We start from the raw sequence: 20,099 nt of genomic DNA, 5'->3' as shown, positions 1-20,099 counted from the left end.
ACACAGGAAGGTCTCCACACTTGCGCTGGGAACCCACTCTCTACCTAAGCCCTGCCGTCTCTACCTGTTCCTCATCCGTCGTAACTTCCCCGCTGATCGCATGAACGTAATAGATTTGACCGTCCTCCAGCATGACCCGCCAGGAAGGCGCGGACACTTGCTTCTCGGAGTCAAAGATTTGTCCGTGATAACCCAACTGTATATCGGTAATAACCGAGCCGTTCGGCAAGTACGTCTCTATCAAGCTGGCGACGACCTTGGCGGCAGGCAACACCTGCCTCGCATCGCCCCTGCTCAGAATCTCGATGCGATCCTGCTGATAACCCGTTATTTTCTGAAAGCTATGATGCAGCTCCAGTTTCACATCGAACATCGGCCGCCCTTCCGTCGTGCGATGCAAGACGAACACGCCGTCATCGCTGACGAGCTGGTCATAAACATATTGATTCAACTCCGGAATAATGTTCCCGAGCGTCTTCACCAGTTCCGATTGCGTGAAAACAATCCGGCCGTCGACAGCCGTCTCCAGCATGATCGGCCGCGCATTCTTCCTGCTGTCCGAATGCAGCAAATACGTAATATCGCGAAGCTCCGGGGTCTCCAGCGGCAGATTGGCACTCAGCGATATGCCCTTTTGCTGCATAAGCAGCACCTTGTCCTGCGGCAGCTCTGCCGAATTCACGTTCACGTTCACCTGCTCCCGAATATCGAGCCATAGCTGATAGCCTAACAAAATATTAAGCAGCAGGAACGAGAAAATAAGCACACTCTTCGCTCTACTCCAATCCACTCGCCTTCACCTCCATAACCGCTTCGCTGGTCAATTAATTGTTCAATCCGACTCCCCGCCGGCCGCTTTATTCGCCAGCAAACCCGCATTGCTAAGGGAGCTCAGCGAACCAGTCTGTCCGTTTCCTGGGCTGCCGCCAAGCGCTAGATTGCCCGAATTCGCCGCATTGCCTTCCTTCGTCGGTTCTTCCTGCTTCGGAGGCTCATATCCGTACGGGTATGCATTCTCGAGCACATGCTCTGAACCATCCTGCAGCCGTACGGCCCATACAGGGGTGAAACGCATCTTCTTCTCTTCCACCGGCAGCGCCTGCAATGCAGGGAATAACGCAATGACTTCGCTTCGGCGGCCGAACGATTGCAGCGTTTTGCGAAGCGGCTCGCCTCCCGGCAGCCAGCGTTCCTTCCTGCTCTCTTCCTTCACGCCGAGCGTAATCAAGGAACGTGCATATTCGGTGACGACGCCCTGTTGAAGCGCTAATCTCATATAACCGTAATGGAACGGAGCCGATTCAATGACCGGGTAATGCTCGATATATTGCTGGAACAGCACAAGCTTCCCTTTGCTTGATAGGCCAGGATTAACGAAACGATGCATACCGTCCCAACCGCCATGGTCGTTAATGAAATCAACGGAAGCGAACACATTGTCGCTAAGCACATTTTCAATATTTTGCGGAGCGGCGGGGTCTGTATAGCTAATCCACATCCCATTTTGCTCAACCTGCAAGCCACGTTTGCCGTCCGTATAAATTTGTGAGCCGTTGCGGTCCTCCCACGTTCTCGTCGTGCTAGGATCGAAGAACAGGTTGCGCTGCATCAGGTCGGGCGAATACGTCTCGTAAGGGTATACGATCTCCGACGCGACGATCGGATTGTCCGGATAGTACAAGCCGTCGGCCGTCATCGTATACGTCTGCTGGTATTGACCGAAGCCTACATAGTCCTGCACGTCGCGCACCGTCAAGTCGGCGCGTACCGATTCATACACCATTTGCCCGTCATCCGCGAAGAAGAACGTGCGCACCTCTTCCGTACCCGTCGTCTTGAAAATCCAGATTCGGTTAATCGTCTCGTTCAAGAACAGCAGGTCGCCCTCCAGCTTGAGCAGCTTCTGGAGCAGTTGCACCGGCACGCCGCTATCGAAGCGCAGCTCGATGCCGATATCGTTCTTCCGAACCTTGTCCCAATCGAGCATGTTCGCCGGATTGCGCTGGAAGCCCTTGAACTCCCTCCCCTTGATCCGTTGATTCAAGATCATCTCATAGAACTGGGTGCCCGGCAAAATAACCGTATGCTTATTGTCGCCCAAATGAACGATAAGCTGATCCGGAAAGATCACGCTCTCTACATTCAGCTCGCGTCCCATCGGTTCGGCGTTTGCATAGTTCTGATCGCTTCGGACGGTGGCGTTAAGACCGGGCATACTATAGGCAAGCAAATAGCTTTGTATCAGGCTGATTGCAACAAGCGCAATTAGCGCCCCCGTTTTGAATTTCTCTATCATGCAATCTCGCCCCCTTCCTGCAGCAATGGAAGCGTGAATGTTACGGTCGTTCCTTCATTTAGTTCGGAATCCAGCGCGATCGAGCCACCATGCGCTTTCACAATTTCCCGGGCAATCGATAGACCGAGACCCGTGCCGCCCATGTTCCGCGAGCGAGCCTTGTCCACCCGATAGAAGCGGTCAAAAATACGGCTTAAATCCTTTTTCGGAATACCGATCCCCGTATCCTTCACGCTAATAGCCATCGTCCCAGAGCTTTGCTGCTTCCGGGCCGTCAGCTCAATCTTACCGCCATCGAGCGTATATTTAATCGCATTCGATATGAGGTTATCAAGTACTTGGTCGATCTGATCACGGTCCAGCCACGCGTCCTGCAAGCCGGAGTCCACGCGGACGGTTGCCTTAATGGACTTCTGCCGCAACTGAAACGAGAAGCGATCCGCCACCTCGTCGAGCATATCATGAACGTTCGTCTGCCTCCGTCTAAGCGGCGCCTGATTGGAGTCAAGCCGCGACAGATGCAGCAGATCGGTGACAAGGCGAATCATCCGCTCCGTCTCATTGCTAATAACGCCCACGAATCGCGACGACAGCTCGCGCTCCTCGAGCGCGCCGTCATTAAGCGCCTCCGCGTAACTCTTGATCGTCGTAAGCGGCGTCCGCAGCTCATGCGAGACGTTCGCTACGAACTGGCGACGCGAATGCTCCAGCTTTTCTTGCTCCGTTACGTCCTGCAAGACGGCTATTGTACCCGTAATGCCCTTGTCCCGGCGGTGTATTGGCGTGAACGTCACGCGCAGCACATCGCCCTCTTCATCGCTGACATGCTCCACATCTTGTCCGCGATCAAGCAGCAGCGTCTGTCCGCGTCCTTGCTGCAGCTCTTGCAGCTTCTGCTCGGAGAGACCCAGCAGCGTGGGAAGCTCATATCCTTCGCAGGAACGTACATCCAGCAACTCTAGGGCTCGGCGATTCCATACGATGATTTTGCCATGCTCATCCGCAGCGACGACGCCGTCGCTCATATTGGAGAGAATCGAGGCAAGCTTCTCGTTCTCCTCCTCGTTGACCGACAACGCATCCTTAAGACGAATCGTCATATCGTTGAACGCCATGCTCAGCCTGCCGATCTCGTCATCGCCAAGCACCGGTACCTGAAAGTCGAATTTGCCCTCCGCTACCGCTTCGGCCTGCTTCGTCAAGCCTTGAATCGGACTCGTAATCGTATGCGCGAGCAGCACGCCTAGAACGCCGGTAAGTCCCAGCGCAATTAACGTACCCGAGAAAAAAATCTGGTTAACCCGGTTCACCGTGTCATACAGATCGTTCATGGAGGCAACAATATAGACCGCGCCAACGACCTTTTCGTTCAACACGACAGGCTGGGCAATCATCTTCTTATGCATATTATCTTCATCTATAATTTCTTCTTCGTTATCTCGAATGTTCTGCAAGGCGCGGCTAACCGCAAGCTCATTGTTCTTCTTGCCGATATCCGACTGCTGCATCTGCTGCGACGTCGCGACAATCTTGCCGTTCGAGTCCAGCACCTGCACCTCTGCGCCGCTAATACTGAACAGATTGCGCACGACGAGACTTAGCGTCTCGGTCGTATTCTCCGAGCTGTCGCTATCCGCTTCCAGCTTCGGCGACAAGCTAGGCGCGGCGAATTTGGATAAGATATCGGCCTGCTCCTTCAGGTTGTTCGTGAAGCTCTCGATCAGCGAGTTTTTGACCGTACTAATGAAGTAGACGCCAATCAGTTGCATCGCCACAAGAATAAGCAGCAAATATATTATAACGAGCTTTACTTGAATGGTGCGAAAAAAGGATTTCCCCTTCATCCGTAACCAAATCCCCCGGACTTCGGATTACGCATCACATAACCAAGTCCGCGCCGCGTCAAAATATATTCCGGACGGCTAGGATCATCCTCGATCTTCTCGCGCAGACGACGGATCGTCACGTCCACCGTCCGAACGTCGCCGAAATATTCAAAGCCCCATACCGCTTGGAGCAAATGCTCTCTCGTCATCACTTTACCGCTGTTGCGGGCCATGTAGTAGACAAGCTCATATTCGCGGTGTGTCAGATCAAGCGGCGTATTGTCCTTATAGACAACATACATATCCGTATCAATGAACAGGTTGAATAGCTTAAGCCCCTGCTTCTCTTGTTCCGGCGCGGCATTCAGATCAATCTGTTGTCCTCCCGCTCCGGCATCGCCATAACCTGTCGCAGCCGGCTTATTGTGGCGGCGCAAATGCGCCTTCACGCGAGCAAGCAGCTCCCTCGTGCTGAACGGCTTCGTGACGTAATCATCCGCTCCAAGCTCAAGACCGAGCACCTTGTCAATCTCCGTATCCTTGGCCGTCAGCATAATGATCGGCATCTGCAGCTTCGTGCGCACCTCGCGGCACACATCCATGCCATCCTTGACCGGCAGCATCAGATCCAGAAGAATCAGATCCGGCTTCTCCTCGAACGCCAATCTGACCGCTTCACCGCCGTCGAAAGCGCAGATGACCTGATGGCCTTCCTTCTCCAAATTAAACTTTATTATATCTGCAATCGGCTGTTCGTCGTCGACCACTAATATTTTTCCGTGCATCGCTACACCGCCCGTATCTTGTCCTTGTAATCCCTTATATTCTAACATACACCCGCTCCTCGTTCACAATGAAACTTCGCTCATGATATAAAACGCCTCTAGAGTAAATTTAAGGATGCACGAACCCACAAAAAAAGGAACGTCAACTCCGCTGTGTGCTACAGCGAAGCTAACGCCCCTTTATCTCTATAGGTATGAAATTATAAGTGTTATAAGTACCCTAACGGATTCACCTTCGTGCCGTTCTTAATGATTTCGAAATGAAGATGGACGCCAGTGGAGTTGCCGGTGTTGCCCATGACCCCGATCTTCTGACCCTTCTCGATAATCGCGCCTTCCTTGACGCTGTAAGAGCTTAAGTGTCCGTATAACGTCTTGTAGCCGTTCTTGTGGTTAATAATGATCGTCTTGCCTGTGCCCGACTTGCTGCCAACGAATTCAATGACGCCGGTATCGGATGCAAGGATCGATTTGTTGCCTGTTAAGTCGATACCCGTATGCATGCGGCCCCAACGCTTGCCGAACTTACTGGACAACCTGCTGCCGGTAACCGGCATTGCGAAGTTTCCTGAGCCTTCGCCAAGCACAACCTTCGTGCCCTTCATGACGATCGACGCTACCGCTTCCTTCAGTACTTCCTTCGAGAGCAGCTCTTCGCTAACGACGTAGCCGTTCTGCTTCACGATCTTATACGTTAGACGCTTCGAGCCCGGAACGCCTTCCTTGATTACCTTCGATTCGCCGAGACGCATGCTTGCGTTCTTCTGGATCTCAACCGCCGGCTCGATCGACTCGATCTCAACCAGGTTCTCCGACGTCGTGACGGTGAGCTCCGGCTGCAGTACAGTCAGATCAAGCACATCACCGATCGTGAGCTTATCATCCTTGATCCATGTATTGTTCTCATAGATGACTTGCGGTGAAATATCGAACTTCTGTGCGATACAGCCGACACAGTCGCCTTCTTCAACCGTGTATTTCGTCGGTTTCACGCTGCCTTGAACGAGCAGCTTGTACACATCCTCGGCTTGCATAATATCTTCCGGCGCGATATCTACCTCATCGACGATTACGTCTTCTACGAAGCCTACCTCCGTAACTTCCCGGCCAGGTGTCTTCGAAGGCGCCTTCGCCTCGGCTTCCGCCTCTTTCTGTTCCGAATCGGAATTAAAGGACAATACGGATACTTCATTTTTCTTCTTAATCGAAGCGGCCAGCTCAGGTGCGAACTTGCTCTGCACGCGAATCAATATATCATTGGCCGTCTGCTGATCCTTCACGATTCCGATTACTTTGCCGTCAATCTTCACTTCCACGCCGACTGCGTGTGTCGTGAACATGCCTTCCAGCTTCCCAAGCGTTGCCTCGGTCTCAGCGACCGCCTTGAATCCACTTTCACTGGCGTATGTAATCGTGCCGGTATCCAGAACCATCTTGATCTCCGGATTCGCTTCTTGCATTTCCGTAGTTTCTTGCTGTATAAGCAGCTCGACTGCCTCAGTCTGGTCCACCGTGCCAACGGCTGTACCATTCATATATACGTTGTAGAATTGAACTGTGTTTGCTTTGACATATTGGCTTCCGCTAAATCCGGCTACAGTGAGGAGTACAAGCGACCCAACCACGATGACAAACGGCTTCTTGCGCCAAAATGGCGAAGTCGTCTGAACGCTGGCGGGCTGTTGCTGCTTCTTGCCATTCAAGTGTTCTGATCGAGCAGGTCTAAAGTACTGGGTCGTCTTGTCCCATACCTTCTGCAGTCGACCCTTGTCCCTGAAAACGGTCATGATCGTCTCCTTTTCGCGTTAAAGCTACTATTTTTTTCTTAATCAACCAAAAAAAGCGAATTATCCTGTCGGATCACTCGCCTAATACTTTAACATATGCCTAACAAATGGGGCAACCTTTACAAACTGTTAAGAAGATTAATATTTTTTCAGAATATTCATCATTTGCTCGTATTCGGCTTTGTCGAGATGCTGTGCCATAATCTGTTGAACGCTTGTCAGCTCTTGTTCGGTTAGACCATCTTCTACATAGCCGGAGATCAATTGCATCGATTCCTGCGGTAATTTGCTCATGAGCAGACCGAATAACGTTTCCTTGTCGTCATCCGTCATTTGGTCCTTCGCCTCTGTCAAATCGTCGGTCGTAATGGCCGTTTCCGTGCCGTCGATTTCCCCGCTGTCATCGCTTCCCTGACCGGGCTGTGACGGCGAACCGCCCGCCTCTGTTCCTCCTCCGATACCGATATCCGTAAGCGGCGGATTCTCGATTTCTCCGAAAGCATCTTCCGAAACAGGCGCATCGTCCTGCTCGCCGTTGCCGCTTGATACAGTCGTGTCCTCCGGTGAAGATGAAGCCTCCGGCTTGTCCTGCCCGCTTCCGGCCTCCGCTATATCCTCTGCCGCAAGGGGAGGATCGCTCCCCCACAGCTTGCCCCACACACCCGACATCGCTATTGGCGGCACTTCAAGCGGCAAGTTGAATTGCTTCAGGAGCGAATCTACGTAACTCGTAACAATATAACCCGTCGTCCATATCGATAGAAAGCTTAAGATAAGCCCCGACGCGATGAGCTTGCCCAGCCACCCTACTTTTTTCATCATCTCTGCCTCAATCCCTTCTTGAGCCGCAATCTGTTATCTATCATTATGGTCAACTATAGAGAGAGACATTCCTCATTCACCTTATAAAAATGGAATTGTCTGCATGTATTTGTTCCCTGATGCGCATTCTATTTGGTAGTTGCTCTGTTAGGAGGTGCGCAATCGTTATGACTGAAAATAAAGATCCTGTGTCGCAGCAAAACAGCAAATCGGAGCGCATCTCGCCGCTGCAGCAGTTAGATGAGCAGCGCAAGCTACTGGCTAAGCCGCTTACCGGCAGTCTCAAGGAAGATATCGACTGTCTGCGGCAGCTATATGCAAGCAGCAAGGACGTCATTTTCCATGAATTCAAGACTCACAGCGGAGTCAAGCTTGCCATTGTCTATATCGATGGCATGACTGACATTAAGGAAATCGATGCGGAGATGCTGCGACCGCTTAAGAACAATAAGCCGCCGGAGGACGCGGTCGGATGGGAAAGCGTTATTCGGGTCGTGACGCTCACCTCCTCCAAAAGCATTGCGACGATGGATGAGGCTTGCACGCATATTTCCGCGGGGGACAGCGTGCTGCTGCATGACGGAGAGCCGACGGCGCTCGTATTCTGCATGCCGCTTTGGGAGTCAAGAGCGATCGAAGAGCCTGAGGCAGAAGTTGTCGTAAGAGGACCACGCGAAGGCTTCGTGGAGACGCTTAGAATTAATACGGCTATGCTTCGGCGCCGTTTGCAGTCGCCAGCCTTTCAGTTGAAAACATTATCGATTGGCCGATATACGAAAACAAAGGTCGCAATCGCATATATGGAAGGGATAACCGATCCAAGCCTCATAGAGGAGATGGAGAATCGATTGAGCATCATCGATGTGGACGGCGTCATCGACAGCAATATGATCGAAGAGATGATAGAGGACGAACCGCTCTCTCCGTTTCCCCAGCTGCAAACGACAGAGCGTCCGGATGTCGTCTCAGCCGCCTTGCTCGAAGGGCGTATTGCCGTCCTTATAAACGGTACGCCAATTACATTAGTGGCACCTGCTACATTGTTCAGCATGATGCAGTCGCCGGAGGATTTCTACCAGCGCTCTCTCGCCATGACCGGCATTCGCTGGCTCCGCTTTCTGCTTGCCGTTATAGCGATCTTCATGCCGTCGCTATACGTTGCCATCCTATCCTATCATCAAGAGATGATTCCAACGACATTGCTGCTGACGATCTCCAAGTCGCGTGAGCAGATTCCTTTTCCAGCGCTCGTCGAGGCGCTGCTCATGGAGATTACGTTCGAAGCGCTGCGCGAAGCCGGCATTCGCTTACCGAAGCAGGTCGGTGCCGCCGTCAGCATCGTTGGCGCCCTCGTTATCGGCCAAGCCGCTATATCCGCGGGTATCGTATCCTCGCCGATGATTATGGTCGTCGCCATCACCGGCGTCGCTTCTTTTCTCATACCGAACTATTCCCTCGCGATTGCGCTGCGTATCATTCGTTTTCCGATGATTTTCAGCGCGGGTATTCTTGGGCTGTACGGCATCGTGTTGTCGACCGTTCTCATCATCGTTCATCTGCTCTCGCTTCGCTCGTTCGGCGTTCCGTATTTGTCACCAATCTCGCCGTTGCAGCCGGAGCAGTTGAAGGATACGCTAATTCGCGCGCCGCGCTGGGCGCTGAATACAAGGCCGCACTTTACCGGCGGGCCATGGAATAAATACCGTCTCAGGTTGCCCAAATCACGCTTGAAGAAGGAATGATACATGTGTACGCCTACCGGCTTGTCCGCCCTGCAGCCGTACTGCTTACGCTGCTTATCGCAACGTCATGCCTGACTGCCTGCTGGGATCGGAACGAAATTAACGACCTGGCTATCGTAACCGCCGCGGGCTTTGATCTGGCTGATGACAATAAGATTAAGCTCAGCGTTCAGATCTATGTCCCTGCCAGCTCCAGCTCCGGACAGTCGCTTGGCAGCGAGCCGAGTGGGGAAATAAAGCAAGCCTTCGTCGAGAGCGCGATTGGCGCCAATACGTCGGAGGCAGCATCCAGGCTGCAAGAGCTGCTGTCGCGCAGGCTGTTTTGGGGACAGTCTGATGTATTCATATTTAGCGAGAAGCTGGCCAAACACGGCTTGAACGATCCCTTGGACTTCCTTATTCGCCATCCCGATCCGCGCGAGCGGGCGAATATCTACATTTCCAAGGGAGGTGCAGACAAGCTGCTGGCTTGGAAATCGAATATCGAACGCAACAGCGCAGAAGCGCTGCGGGAAATGTCCGTTATTCAGACAGGACTCGACGTGTCGCTCCTCGAGGCGGTTGTCGACTTATCGGATGAAGCCCACACGACGCTTATACCATTGGTACGAATGAAGAAGAGCGGCAACAAAACTTCCCCCTACTTCAGCGGTATCGGCTCAATCAAAGCACAGAAGCTGAATTATTTATATGACATCTATCAAGCGCGGGGACTATTATGGCTGCATGATCAGATTGAGTCAGCCACGCTTACGACCAAGATCGACGACGGCAATGGATATGCCTCAATGGAAATCGTGAGCGGTGACACCAACTTGAAGCCCATCGTACAAGGCGACAAGCTAGCCGTGAACGTTCAGATCAAGATAGCGGGCAACATTAACGAGAATACGACGAAGCTTGATGTGACGAAGCCTGAGAACGTGAAGATGCTTGAGAAGCAGTTCGGCCTGGAAATCATCGAGCGGATAGAAGGTGCAGTCAAGATTGCGCAGCAGACGAATACGGACGTGCTCGGGTTCGCCGACCAATTCCATCGCCATCATCCGCAAGTATGGAAGAAGAACAAACCGAATTGGGACCATGTTTTCTCCCAGGTAGAGGTGAAGTATGACGTCGACGTAACGATACTGCGGATCGGCTTAGTAGGTAAGAATAAAGTGCTGAACGACGGGATGGAACAGTCACAATGAGCATAACCGGGCTGATTTATATTAGTGTCGTAACCGCTGGACTGTTTCTTCTGCAATGGAAGCAATTGCGCGATCCGAAATCCAAAGCCGTGTTTGCCGCTCTCATGGTCGTCATGTGGGCTCTCGCGGTCGTCGTCGCGTATGATCCGACGTTGCCCGGACCCTATCAGCTCGTGGAAACGGTCATAGGAGCATGGATTAGGGACAGCAATTAAGACTGCGCATTTATTAGAAAAGAGGGAACGATATATGCCGAAAACGTTCATATCCGCCTTTCAGCTCTGTGTGCTCATGTTCCTCTCGCTCATGGGAACGGCATTCCTAACCGAAGTCAGCTCGGCTGCGCCAACTGCCGGCCACGACCTGTGGGTCGCTCCGATTTGGGGACTTGCCGGAGGTCTGCTGTGTATCTTTTCCTGGATCAGTCTGCATAACCGCTATCCCGGCATGTCACTTGTGCAATACGCCGATCGAATCGTTGGTCCGGTTGTCGGCAAGCTGCTGTCGCTGCTCTTTCTGTTTTACGTAACGTACGCAACCGCTTATATGCTGAGACAATTTTGTGATTTTATCAATATATCCTTTTTGATGAGAACACCGCCTATTGCGCTTGCCTTTTGCCTCATTTTGCTGTCCGCAATCATTATTCGGTGCGGCGTTGAAGTTCTCTGTCGATTAGCCGTATTTTTTCTGCCGTTTCCGTTCCTGCTCTGCGCCCTCATATTTTGGCCCTTGTACAAAGACTTGAAGCCAATCTTGCCCCTATTCGAGAACGGACTGCTCCCTTCGCTCCAGGGAGCGTTCGTTTTGCAAACCTGGTATGCGATGTTCTCTTTAATAACATTCTATTTGCCTTCGGTAGGAAGAAATCAAAAAATTAAAGGATGGAGCGTAACCTCGACCGTTATGTTATGTCTCATGCTCGTCATCGTCAATTGGCATGTTGCTTCCTTCCTCCGGCATGCGACAGAGCTATATTTATACCCCGTTATGGTCATTAGCCGATACTCCTCATTCAGCGAATTTTTTGAGCATTTGGAATCGATCGCGATGATGGTTTGGGTAGTCTTGGTCATTATTCGGGTTTCATACGGTTATTACTGCTTAGCCACGGGAATGGGACAATGGTTCAAGCTGCCCGACCTGAAGCCCGTTGTCATTCCAATGGGCATGCTCCTTCTCATCTTCAGCTTTTGGGGAATGCAGAGCTCTCTTCAAGTAACAATTAATCGTTGGATCGTCCCTGCATTTTATATAGCCTGCGCCATCGTGCTGCCGCTTCTGCTTCTGCTAGTCGATCTATTCCGGAGAGGGATTCACCCGAATAAAAAGGCAACGGAGCCTTCTCTCTCTAAGGATGAAGCGGAAGGAGCCGCGCTTTGAGCACCTGTATCGCCATTCTTATGGTAGCTGCGGCCACTACCTTGTTCGACCTGAAGTGGCTGACCAACAAGCGGCTCATTATCAGCTATGCCGTTATTTATGCGCTCGGTCTTACTCTTGGCATCTATGTCTTGATGTTTCCGCATACGCAAGGGCCAGCGCAGTGGTATATTCGGATATTCGGACAATTAAGCCGCGCTATATTCATTCAGTCGTAGCCCTTACACACGGAACGACCGGGAGGAATAAAAATCATGCTTGACCATGGCAAAATCCAATCTTCTCAGCTCGCGTGCATGATCTATTTGAGTACGCTCGCCACCTCTATGATATTAGCGGCTCAATTTGCTTATATCCAAGCCAAGACGGACATGTGGCTTTCTCCGGCGCTGGCCTCGGTAACAGCCTTTTACCTGATTGCCATTCTCTTCTACATGCATCGATTATTTCCCGGGCGATCGCTCGTTCAATACAGCGAGGAGCTGCTTGGCGTCTACGCCGGCAAGGCAGTAGGCTTCATTATCCTTCTCGTCATGCTGTTGATGAACGCCAACCAAACGAGACTGTTCGGCGAAGTGATGTCGGCCTACTTCTTCCGCGAGACGCCGCCCCTCGTCATTAACCTGTCCTTAATACTCGTATGCGCGATTGCGGTTCGCTCCGGCATAGAGGTCGTTGGCAGGCTCGCGCAGCTTTGCACGCCGATTATCGTCATTCTGATGCTAATCTTCTTTTTGCCTTTTTTATCTGAAATTGAATTTGACCGCCTGCTTCCGATGCTGCAGCAAGGCATCGTACCTGTTCTAAGGAGCTCGGTCTATTTGCAAGTATGGTTTCCGATGTATATCTTCATGACCTTCTTCCTGCCTTATGTCAGCGATATCGGCAAGGCTAGAAAACACGGATTCATCGCCGTATGCGCCACGACGGCTTCACTCACCGGCATGATGCTTCTCGTATTGCTCATTCTCGATCAATCAACGTCACTCTTTAGCCACCCCTTTATGATCCTTGCCCGATATGTGGAGGCATTCGATTTCATCGAGCAGTTTGACGTCTTCCTTATGATTTTTTGGGTGCTTGACGTGCTCATTCGGACCACTGTTATCCTTAGCGCCACTTGCCTTGCCGTTGCGCAATGGTTAAGACTGTCCGCTTACAAACCGCTCGCCTTCCCTCTAAGTTCTCTTACTCTGGCTATTAGCGGGTGGGGAACGCCGCGCGTTATGGATTATAACCAAAGCGGGAATTATATTATGTTCATCTATATCATTGGTTTCTTGCTCATTCCAACGCTTTTGTTTTTGGTATCCCTCTTTCGAAAGCCGCATTCGGCGACTAGCGATAGTGCGCAAGCAACCGCCGACTCCGGATAAAAAAAAGAGCTGCCCATATCGTGTATGGGCAGCTCTTTTATTCACATTAAGCGAACTATTATTAGTAGATCGGACGTACAATGTTCGTTTGCTCGCGATTACGGCCTACCGAGAAGATTGCGATCGGAATGCCCGTCAACTCGGATACGCGGTTCAAGTAGTTGCGCGTATTCGTCGGCAGATCATCAAGCGTCTTCGCGCTCGTAATATCTTCGGACCAGCCTGGATATTCCTCATACACCGCTTCACATTCAGACAGCATCTTAAGGCTAGCTGGGTAATGCTCGATCAATTCCCCGCGATACTTATACGCAGTACAGATCTTAACTGTATCGAGTCCGCTCAATACGTCAAGCGAGTTGAGCGACAAACCGGTGATCCCGCTAACACGGCGCGCATGGCGGACAACAACGCTGTCGAACCAGCCGACACGGCGCGGACGGCCTGTAACCGTACCGTACTCATGTCCTTTATCACGGATCAATTGACCGATCTCGTTATCTTGCTCGGTTGGGAACGGACCATCACCGACACGAGTCGTATACGCTTTAGCAACGCCGATTACTTGTTGAATCTTCGAAGGACCTACACCTGAACCGATACATACGCCGCCAGCCGAAGGGTTGGAGGATGTAACGAACGGATAAGTACCTTGGTCGATGTCGAGCATAACGCCTTGAGCGCCTTCAAACAACACTTTGCTGCCAGCATCGATCGCATCGTTCAGAATAACGGATGTATCCGATACATAAGGACGAAGCACTTCAGCGAAACCAAGATAATCAGCTACGATCTTGTCAGCATCAAGCGTTTCTCCGCCGTATACTTGTTGGATCAGGTGATTCTTCTCCAGCATAACAGCGCGTACGCGAGTTTCGAATTCTTCCGCATCCATCAAATCAGAGATCCGAATACCGTTGCGAGCCGCTTTGTCCATGTAGCAAGGGCCAATGCCTTTGCGTGTTGTACCGATTTTATTGTCGCCCTTGCGATCTTCCTCAAGGCCGTCCAATACGAGGTGATAAGGCATAATGACATGTGCGCGATCGCTGATTTTCAGGTTTTCCGTTGAGAACCCATTGTCATGAATATAGTTAATTTCGTCGATCAACGCTTCAGGATTAATAACCATCCCGTTGCCGATGACGCATACTTTATCGTTATTGAATATACCCGACGGAATCATCGTCAGCTTATATTTTTTATTATCAATGAGAATGGTGTGTCCGGCATTGTTACCACCTTGGTAACGAGCGACGACATCGGCTCCCTCAGCCAAATAATCAGTGATTTTGCCTTTCCCTTCGTCTCCCCACTGCGTACCGACAACAACAACCGTAGACATAATCATACCCCCGTCCGGCGTTTAAGAACACCGAAAATTACCGTCTCACAGCCTATACCCAGCTATGATGCCCTAAGGCAGCCCAGCTGATACAAAGCAAAAAGACAGCATTATTAGTGTAGCAGTACGTCATAGATAAGTCAAACGAAAAACGAACAATTGTACAGTCGCCCATACAATTGTTCGGATATTTACGATGCTTGCGATGGATCCTGATGCGCTCTGTCAATACTAACAAATTTATTGTAGTTTTTGAGAAACACCAGCTCGACCGTTCCAACCGGCCCGTTACGTTGTTTCGCAATGATGATCTCGATAATATTCTTTTTCTCGGACTCTTTGTCATAATAATCGTCACGATATAAGAACGATACGATGTCGGCATCCTGCTCGATCGATCCCGACTCCCGAAGGTCGGACATCATCGGACGCTTGTCCTGCCGCTGCTCAACGCCACGGCTAAGCTGCGACAGCGCGATAACCGGAACTTCCAGCTCGCGCGCGATATGCTTAAGCGTACGCGATATTTCCGATACTTCCTGCTGCCTGTTCTCTCCCGCTTTGCCGCGGCCTTGAATGAGCTGCAAGTAGTCGATCAGAATCATGCCTAGCCCTTTCTCTTTCTTCAAGCGACGGCACTTGGCGCGGATTTCCGCTACCGTAATGCCGGGCGTATCATCGATGAAGATTTGCGCTTCCGACAAGGAACCGATCGCCATTGTTAGCTTCTCCCAGTCATCGCCTTCGAGATGGCCGGTACGCATCCGGCCGGCATCGACGTTCGACTCGGCGCAGATCATACGTTGCACGAGCTGCGCCGCGGACATCTCCAGAGAGAAGATGGCTACTGTCTCTCTAGCCCGTACGCCAACGTTCTGCGCAATGTTCAGCGCGAACGCCGTCTTGCCGACGGATGGACGTGCCGCCACAATGATCAGATCGCTTCGCTGGAAGCCGGACGTCATCTTGTCCAGATCCACGAAGCCGGACGGAATGCCAGACGTTCCGCCCTTGTTCATATATAAGTGCTCGACCTTCTCGAATACCTCCATCAGCACATCGCGGATCGAGATGAAGCCGCTGCTGGAGCGGCGGTTCGAGATTTCAAGAATTTGTTTCTCGGCATCGCTTAATAGGACGCCTACATCCTCAGAGTTTGCGTAGCCGTCAGAGACGATATTCGTCGCTGTACGAATAAGCCGGCGAAGCATCGATTTCTCTTCTACGATCTGAGCATAATAGTCGACATTGGCTGCCGTCGGTACGGAATTGGCCAGCTTCGCCAAGTAGCTGACGCCGCCAATTTCCTCAAGCACTTGCTTATCCTGCAGATGCGCGGTTAACGTGACAAGGTCAATCGGCTGATTGGTCTCGCCAAGCTCGATCATCGACTCATATATTAGCCGATGGGGACCGCTGTAGAAATCCTCGCTTCGCAGGCGCTCCATGGCTGTAATAAGCGCTTCAGCCTGCAGAAGCACGGCTCCGATAACGGCTTGCTCGGCTTCCACGTTTTGCGGCGGAATTCGATCAAATCTCAGCTCTTCTTCCATCACTTACCCTCGCTTCCTTCTTTCGATGTTGCTTTGCTTATTCTTCTGCTGCCTGTACGTTCAGCTTCGCTTTCACTTGCGGGTGGAGCTTAATTGGTACTTGCGTAACACCAAGTGTTCGAATCGGATCTTCAAGCTCAATCTTACGTTTATCAATCTTAATGCCGAGCTCTGCAAGAGCCTCGCCAATTTGTTTGCTTGTAATAGCGCCGAACAGTCTGCCGCCTTCTCCCGCTTTCGTCTTCACGACTACGGTCATCTCGCCGAGCTTCTTCGCAAGCGCTTCAGCATCTTCTTTCTCCTTGTCCTTGCGCTTCTGCTCGGATGCGTTCTGAACTTCCAGTGTCTTCAAGTTGCCGTCGGAAGCCAGCTTCGCTAGACCTTGCGGCAACAAGAAGTTGCGTACATAACCTTCGGAGAGCTCCTTCACGTCGCCCTTTTTCCCTTGTCCCTTAACATCTTTCAATAAGATCACTTTCATTCAAATAACCCCTCTTCCGCATCAATTTCTTTTAATACTTGCTTCAACTTCTCGGCGACTTCGCCTACGGTTCCTTCAAGCTGCGCGGCCGCATTCGTTAGATGTCCGCCGCCGCCCATTCTTTCCATTACAACCTGTACGTTCATATGGCCCAGCGATCTCGCGCTAATGCCGATTAATCCGTCAGCCCGCTCGCCGATGACGAACGATGCCAGAATATCCGTCATGTTAAGCAGTGTATCGGCGGTCTGCGCGATAAGCAGTTGCGAATACTTGCGTCCGCTCTCCGTTACCGCAATAGCGACATGCTCATAGAGCACCTCGGCATGCTTAATAATTTCGGCCTTGCGCACGTATTCCTCCAGGTCTTCCTTCAGCATCCGTTGAATCATCATGGAATCCGCACCGTTGCGGCGCAGGAACGATGCCGCCTCGAAGGTGCGGGCGCCGGTGCGCAACGAGAAGCTCTTCGTATCGACCGTAATGCCGGCAAGCAGCGCCGTAGCTTCCCGAATATCAAGCACGACACGCTCATGAATATATTGCAGCAGCTCGGTAACAAGCTCGCATGTGGATGAGGCGTAAGGCTCCATATAAACCAATATCGCGTTCGAAATAAATTCCTCGCTGCGGCGATGATGGTCTACCACCACAATGCGATCCGTTTGCGACAGCAGCTTCGGCTCCTTAACCATAGACGCCTTATGCGTATCGACGACAACCGCGAGCGTATGCGGCACAATAAGCTGCGCCGCTTGCTCCGGCGTCACGAACCGTTTCGCTAGCCGCTCGTCTTCCCTGATGAGAAGCATCATCTTATCGATAGCCGGATTAACGCCCTCAAGTACGATATAAGCTTCCTTGCCGAACAGCTGAGCGGCCTTCAGCACCCCGATGGCCGCTCCAATCGCGTCCATATCCGGCATCTTGTGACCCATGATAACGACGTTATGGCTCTCTTTGATCAAGTCGCGCAGCGCATGAGCGACAACACGCGCTCTTACGCGCGTCCGCTTCTCTACTGCGTTCGTCTTGCCGCCGTAGAATGATTGACGCGCGCCGACCTTGACCGATGCCTGATCGCCTCCGCGGCCGAGCGCAATATCAAGGCTCGTATGCGCCCATTGGCCAAGCTCGATGATATGCTCCGCTCCTGCTGCGAACCCGATACTAAGCGTAATCGGAATCTTCTGGTCGCCTGTCATTTCGCGTACTTCATCTAGAATAATGAACCGGGATTGCTCAAGCACCTTAAGCGTCTTCTGGTCCGTAATAAGCAGGAATCGGTCGGAGGTGAGACGCTTCAAGTAAATATGATACTTCTGCGCCCATTCCGTAATCTCAGTCGTTACCTTCGATAACAGCGTACCGCGTTGATGATCGTCCATTCCGGTCGTAACCTCTTCGAGATTATCGATCATGACGACGCCAAGCGCCAGCTTCTCCTCATCGTAACGTTTGCTAAGCTGCCAGCGCTCCGTAATGTTCTTCACGTAGAGAATACGTTCCTTCGGCTTGAATATAAGCTCATACACCTGCGAGCCAACCGTAGCCTCAATCGTACCCTCGCGTTCCTTCGCCTGTTGCAGCGATGGGAACAGCTCCGTCAGCGGACAGCCGATCACCGATTCTTTGCCTACGATTTGCGTGATATACGGATTATGCCACTCAACGGCTCTGTCTTCATTATAAATAATAATACCGAAAGGGAGCTCGCTGATAACATCATTGCCCGCCTTCTTAACCCGATAAGACAACGTACCTAGGTAGTTCTCCAAGTCTCTGCGGAAAGCCCGTTCCGCCAATATCGTATAGAGAAGCACAGCCCCTGTAAAGAGCAGTCCAATTAACCCCAGCAGCCACTCATACCACGAGAGCACAAGAGTCATAAGAACCATCAATACGAAAGACCATACCTGGTGCATGCCATGCCACCGTGTAACCAAAAACTTCGGCATTTCTAATTCGCTCCCGTGTTATGATTTGACAAACGACTTCCGGATCGGAAAGGCAGTATCCAGCAAACCAATCAAACAAAGAGGCGGGAATAGAAGCACCGGAATTGCGATAAGAATCGGCACGGCTCCATTCCATTTCCGATGGTAAGCGAGATAGAAGAAAAAGCCGATCGTCTGAATCGAAAATACATAACCGAGCAATGGCACCAAATTGGTCAGCGCCACGGCAAAATAAGTTTCGCTCGTGCTGGATGTGAACATCTGCATTACGTAGGTAAGCAGGTAAAGGAACACGAGCAAGCGCGGCAGACGCCAGTCCTTGGCCTTCGTGAAGGCCGGCACTTCTAGTCCGCTGCGGTTCACAATACGACGTGCCAAATACTGCGTTAAGATCGCATACAGCAGCGAAGTCAGCATGAACGTAAGCGGAATAGCATTCACAATCGTACGAATCATCATTTCTGTCGTATCGGAATTCCATTCCTTCGGCAGAAGCCCCTGCGCAGTAAGATCGGTAACCGTAGTACGAATCATCGAGCTAAGTTCCCCAATAATGGAGGTATCCAGCATCGTCTCCGATATGAGCAGCAAAAGCATCATTTGCGCCAGAACAACAAGCGTTACGGTACGTATGACGCTAGACGCCCTTGACTTCATCTTGTACATCATACCCATCGCAATCGAAGGCAGAACGAAGAACAAGCCGACAATCAGCACCGGCAGTCCAATCACCCATGTGGCGAGCGCGAAGGGAATAATAAGATGAATGGCGAACGATGTCTTCGGCAGAATCGCGTACAACACAACAATTGGCACCATCATGAACATAACAGTAAGAACATTGAGAAGCGGAACAGCAATAGACATTAGTAATAAGAGTGCCACGAAGCTCCATAGCACTGGTTTCAAGCCGGTTTTCAAACCGTTCACCTCTTGCGCATGTAATCTGATATTTGGGCGAAACTTTACAACTCATTATAGCACAAAAGCAAAACATATCACGTACTACAGATTTGACGTCGATTGAATACAAAAGAGGCGAAATCCGATTATGAATTCCGCCTCTATCCTACGAGATAAAGCTAATAATTAGTCCTGCATCACATTATTATGTTGTTCAAAAATCAGCTTCTCGCAATAATCGATAATTTCGCTCCTGCGCACAATGCCGATGAATCGGTTCATATCGTCAACGACAGGGACAAAGTTCTGCGCCTTCGCAAGCGAGATAAGATCGTTCATATTGGAGTCGATTCGAACCGAACGGTTATTCATCCGCAGCGGCACCTCCGACAGGCTGATCTTGCTCGTCTGATCGAAGCCAAGATCCGTTCGGCTCTTCAAGAACCATAGCAGATCGCCCTCCGTCACCGTTCCTACATAACCGCCCTCATCGTCTATGATCGGCACCGCCGAATAACGATGATACTCCATCCGCTCCAGCGTCTGCCTGAGCGTCGCATCGACCGTAACGGTCACAACCTCCTGCTTCGGAAGCAAAAAAAACGCAATATTCATTTTGGTAACAACTCCGTTCCGTATGCTCTGCTAT

At 51.3% G+C, this 20,099-nt stretch carries 18 protein-coding genes; 6 read left to right on the top strand and 12 right to left on the bottom strand.

Annotation, left to right across the window (positions count from 1 at the left end):
* Window positions 1-40: 40 nt before the first annotated feature.
* The 6 genes from yycI to V8F51_RS28350 form a co-directional block, all read right to left on the bottom strand.
* The gene (yycI, locus tag V8F51_RS28375) at window positions 41-790 is read right to left on the bottom strand and encodes a two-component system regulatory protein YycI (protein WP_337103871.1); all 750 of its coding nucleotides are present in this window, start codon (window positions 788-790) and stop codon (window positions 41-43) included.
* 42 nt (window positions 791-832) lie between these two features.
* Window positions 833-2,296, bottom strand: a complete 1,464-nt coding sequence (locus V8F51_RS28370) for a YycH family regulatory protein (RefSeq protein ID WP_337103870.1) — start codon at window positions 2,294-2,296, stop codon at window positions 833-835.
* Window positions 2,293-4,140 carry a cell wall metabolism sensor histidine kinase WalK gene (walK, locus tag V8F51_RS28365; RefSeq protein WP_337103869.1) on the bottom strand — a complete coding sequence of 616 codons (1,848 nt, stop codon included), beginning with the start codon at window positions 4,138-4,140 and terminating at the stop codon, window positions 2,293-2,295. The genes V8F51_RS28370 and walK overlap by 4 nt, the downstream gene beginning before the upstream one ends.
* Entirely contained in the window at window positions 4,137-4,907 is a 771-nt protein-coding gene (yycF, locus tag V8F51_RS28360; RefSeq protein WP_337103881.1) for a response regulator YycF, read from the bottom strand. Before yycF ends, walK begins: the two co-directional genes overlap by 4 nt.
* A 209-nt stretch (window positions 4,908-5,116) precedes the next feature.
* The gene (locus V8F51_RS28355; RefSeq protein ID WP_337103868.1) at window positions 5,117-6,694 is read right to left on the bottom strand and encodes a M23 family metallopeptidase; all 1,578 of its coding nucleotides are present in this window, start codon (window positions 6,692-6,694) and stop codon (window positions 5,117-5,119) included.
* 138 nt (window positions 6,695-6,832) lie between these two features.
* The gene (locus tag V8F51_RS28350) at window positions 6,833-7,516 is read right to left on the bottom strand and encodes a hypothetical protein (RefSeq protein WP_337103867.1); all 684 of its coding nucleotides are present in this window, start codon (window positions 7,514-7,516) and stop codon (window positions 6,833-6,835) included.
* A 167-nt stretch (window positions 7,517-7,683) separates the two neighbouring features.
* Here V8F51_RS28350 and V8F51_RS28345 point away from each other — a divergent pair, with 167 nt between their 5' ends.
* Genes V8F51_RS28345 through V8F51_RS28320 form a run of 6 tightly spaced genes read left to right on the top strand, consistent with a single transcriptional unit; the run spans window position 7,684 to window position 13,210 of the window.
* Window positions 7,684-9,258 carry a spore germination protein gene (locus V8F51_RS28345; RefSeq protein WP_337103866.1) on the top strand — a complete coding sequence of 525 codons (1,575 nt, stop codon included), beginning with the start codon at window positions 7,684-7,686 and terminating at the stop codon, window positions 9,256-9,258.
* Window positions 9,255-10,451, top strand: a complete 1,197-nt coding sequence (locus tag V8F51_RS28340) for a Ger(x)C family spore germination protein (protein ID WP_337103865.1) — start codon at window positions 9,255-9,257, stop codon at window positions 10,449-10,451. The genes V8F51_RS28345 and V8F51_RS28340 overlap by 4 nt, the downstream gene beginning before the upstream one ends.
* Window positions 10,448-10,666, top strand: coding sequence for a hypothetical protein (locus V8F51_RS28335; protein ID WP_337103864.1), 219 nt, complete (start codon window positions 10,448-10,450; stop codon window positions 10,664-10,666). The genes V8F51_RS28340 and V8F51_RS28335 overlap by 4 nt, the downstream gene beginning before the upstream one ends.
* Window positions 10,667-10,700: 34 nt before the next feature.
* Window positions 10,701-11,834, top strand: a complete 1,134-nt coding sequence (locus V8F51_RS28330) for a GerAB/ArcD/ProY family transporter (RefSeq protein ID WP_337103863.1) — start codon at window positions 10,701-10,703, stop codon at window positions 11,832-11,834.
* Entirely contained in the window at window positions 11,831-12,052 is a 222-nt protein-coding gene (locus V8F51_RS28325) for a hypothetical protein (RefSeq protein ID WP_337103862.1), read from the top strand. Before V8F51_RS28330 ends, V8F51_RS28325 begins: the two co-directional genes overlap by 4 nt.
* A gap of 36 nt (window positions 12,053-12,088) precedes the next feature.
* Complete coding sequence (locus V8F51_RS28320) at window positions 12,089-13,210, top strand: GerAB/ArcD/ProY family transporter (protein ID WP_337103861.1); 1,122 nt, start codon at window positions 12,089-12,091, stop codon at window positions 13,208-13,210.
* 61 nt (window positions 13,211-13,271) lie between these two features.
* Here the strand turns inward: V8F51_RS28320 and V8F51_RS28315 are convergent, their stop codons facing one another.
* From V8F51_RS28315 to V8F51_RS28290, 6 genes are all read right to left on the bottom strand, one after another.
* Window positions 13,272-14,555, bottom strand: a complete 1,284-nt coding sequence (locus tag V8F51_RS28315; RefSeq protein WP_337103860.1) for an adenylosuccinate synthase — start codon at window positions 14,553-14,555, stop codon at window positions 13,272-13,274.
* Between the two features lie 191 nt (window positions 14,556-14,746).
* A complete protein-coding gene (dnaB, locus tag V8F51_RS28310) occupies window positions 14,747-16,108 on the bottom strand; it encodes a replicative DNA helicase (protein ID WP_337103859.1) in 1,362 nt (453 codons plus the stop codon).
* Between the two features lie 37 nt (window positions 16,109-16,145).
* Window positions 16,146-16,589 carry a 50S ribosomal protein L9 gene (rplI, locus tag V8F51_RS28305; protein WP_337103858.1) on the bottom strand — a complete coding sequence of 148 codons (444 nt, stop codon included), beginning with the start codon at window positions 16,587-16,589 and terminating at the stop codon, window positions 16,146-16,148.
* On the bottom strand, window positions 16,586-18,547 hold the full coding sequence (locus V8F51_RS28300) for a DHH family phosphoesterase (protein WP_337103857.1): 1,962 nt from the start codon (window positions 18,545-18,547) through the stop codon (window positions 16,586-16,588). Before V8F51_RS28300 ends, rplI begins: the two co-directional genes overlap by 4 nt.
* Window positions 18,548-18,565: 18 nt before the next feature.
* Window positions 18,566-19,432: a DUF2232 domain-containing protein gene (locus V8F51_RS28295; RefSeq protein ID WP_337103880.1), complete on the bottom strand. Its 867-nt coding sequence runs from the start codon at window positions 19,430-19,432 to the stop codon at window positions 18,566-18,568.
* Window positions 19,433-19,636: 204 nt separating this feature from the next.
* Entirely contained in the window at window positions 19,637-20,065 is a 429-nt protein-coding gene (locus tag V8F51_RS28290; RefSeq protein WP_337103856.1) for a CBS domain-containing protein, read from the bottom strand.
* Window positions 20,066-20,099: the final 34 nt, after the last annotated feature.

The sequence above is a fragment of the Paenibacillus sp. YIM B09110 genome, from assembly GCF_037167145.1.
Classification (GTDB): Bacteria; Bacillota; Bacilli; order Paenibacillales; family Paenibacillaceae; genus Pristimantibacillus.
The sequence above is the reverse complement of the archived record's forward strand: the minus strand, read 5'-3'. Positions and strand labels throughout refer to the sequence as shown.

Coding starts and splice junctions, on each gene's coding strand:
- V8F51_RS28300 (WP_337103857.1), bottom strand. CDS start 18,547: ATGCCGAAGTTTTTGGTTACACGGTGGCATGGCATGCACCAGGTATGG.
- V8F51_RS28315 (WP_337103860.1), bottom strand. CDS start 14,555: ATGTCTACGGTTGTTGTTGTCGGTACGCAGTGGGGAGACGAAGGGAAA.
- dnaB (WP_337103859.1), bottom strand. CDS start 16,108: ATGGAAGAAGAGCTGAGATTTGATCGAATTCCGCCGCAAAACGTGGAA.
- V8F51_RS28330 (WP_337103863.1), top strand. CDS start 10,701: ATGCCGAAAACGTTCATATCCGCCTTTCAGCTCTGTGTGCTCATGTTC.
- V8F51_RS28290 (WP_337103856.1), bottom strand. CDS start 20,065: ATGAATATTGCGTTTTTTTTGCTTCCGAAGCAGGAGGTTGTGACCGTT.
- rplI (WP_337103858.1), bottom strand. CDS start 16,589: ATGAAAGTGATCTTATTGAAAGATGTTAAGGGACAAGGGAAAAAGGGC.
- yycF (WP_337103881.1), bottom strand. CDS start 4,907: ATGCACGGAAAAATATTAGTGGTCGACGACGAACAGCCGATTGCAGAT.
- V8F51_RS28370 (WP_337103870.1), bottom strand. CDS start 2,296: ATGATAGAGAAATTCAAAACGGGGGCGCTAATTGCGCTTGTTGCAATC.
- walK (WP_337103869.1), bottom strand. CDS start 4,140: ATGAAGGGGAAATCCTTTTTTCGCACCATTCAAGTAAAGCTCGTTATA.
- V8F51_RS28355 (WP_337103868.1), bottom strand. CDS start 6,694: ATGACCGTTTTCAGGGACAAGGGTCGACTGCAGAAGGTATGGGACAAG.
- V8F51_RS28345 (WP_337103866.1), top strand. CDS start 7,684: ATGACTGAAAATAAAGATCCTGTGTCGCAGCAAAACAGCAAATCGGAG.
- V8F51_RS28320 (WP_337103861.1), top strand. CDS start 12,089: ATGCTTGACCATGGCAAAATCCAATCTTCTCAGCTCGCGTGCATGATC.
- V8F51_RS28340 (WP_337103865.1), top strand. CDS start 9,255: ATGATACATGTGTACGCCTACCGGCTTGTCCGCCCTGCAGCCGTACTG.
- V8F51_RS28350 (WP_337103867.1), bottom strand. CDS start 7,516: ATGATGAAAAAAGTAGGGTGGCTGGGCAAGCTCATCGCGTCGGGGCTT.
- V8F51_RS28335 (WP_337103864.1), top strand. CDS start 10,448: ATGAGCATAACCGGGCTGATTTATATTAGTGTCGTAACCGCTGGACTG.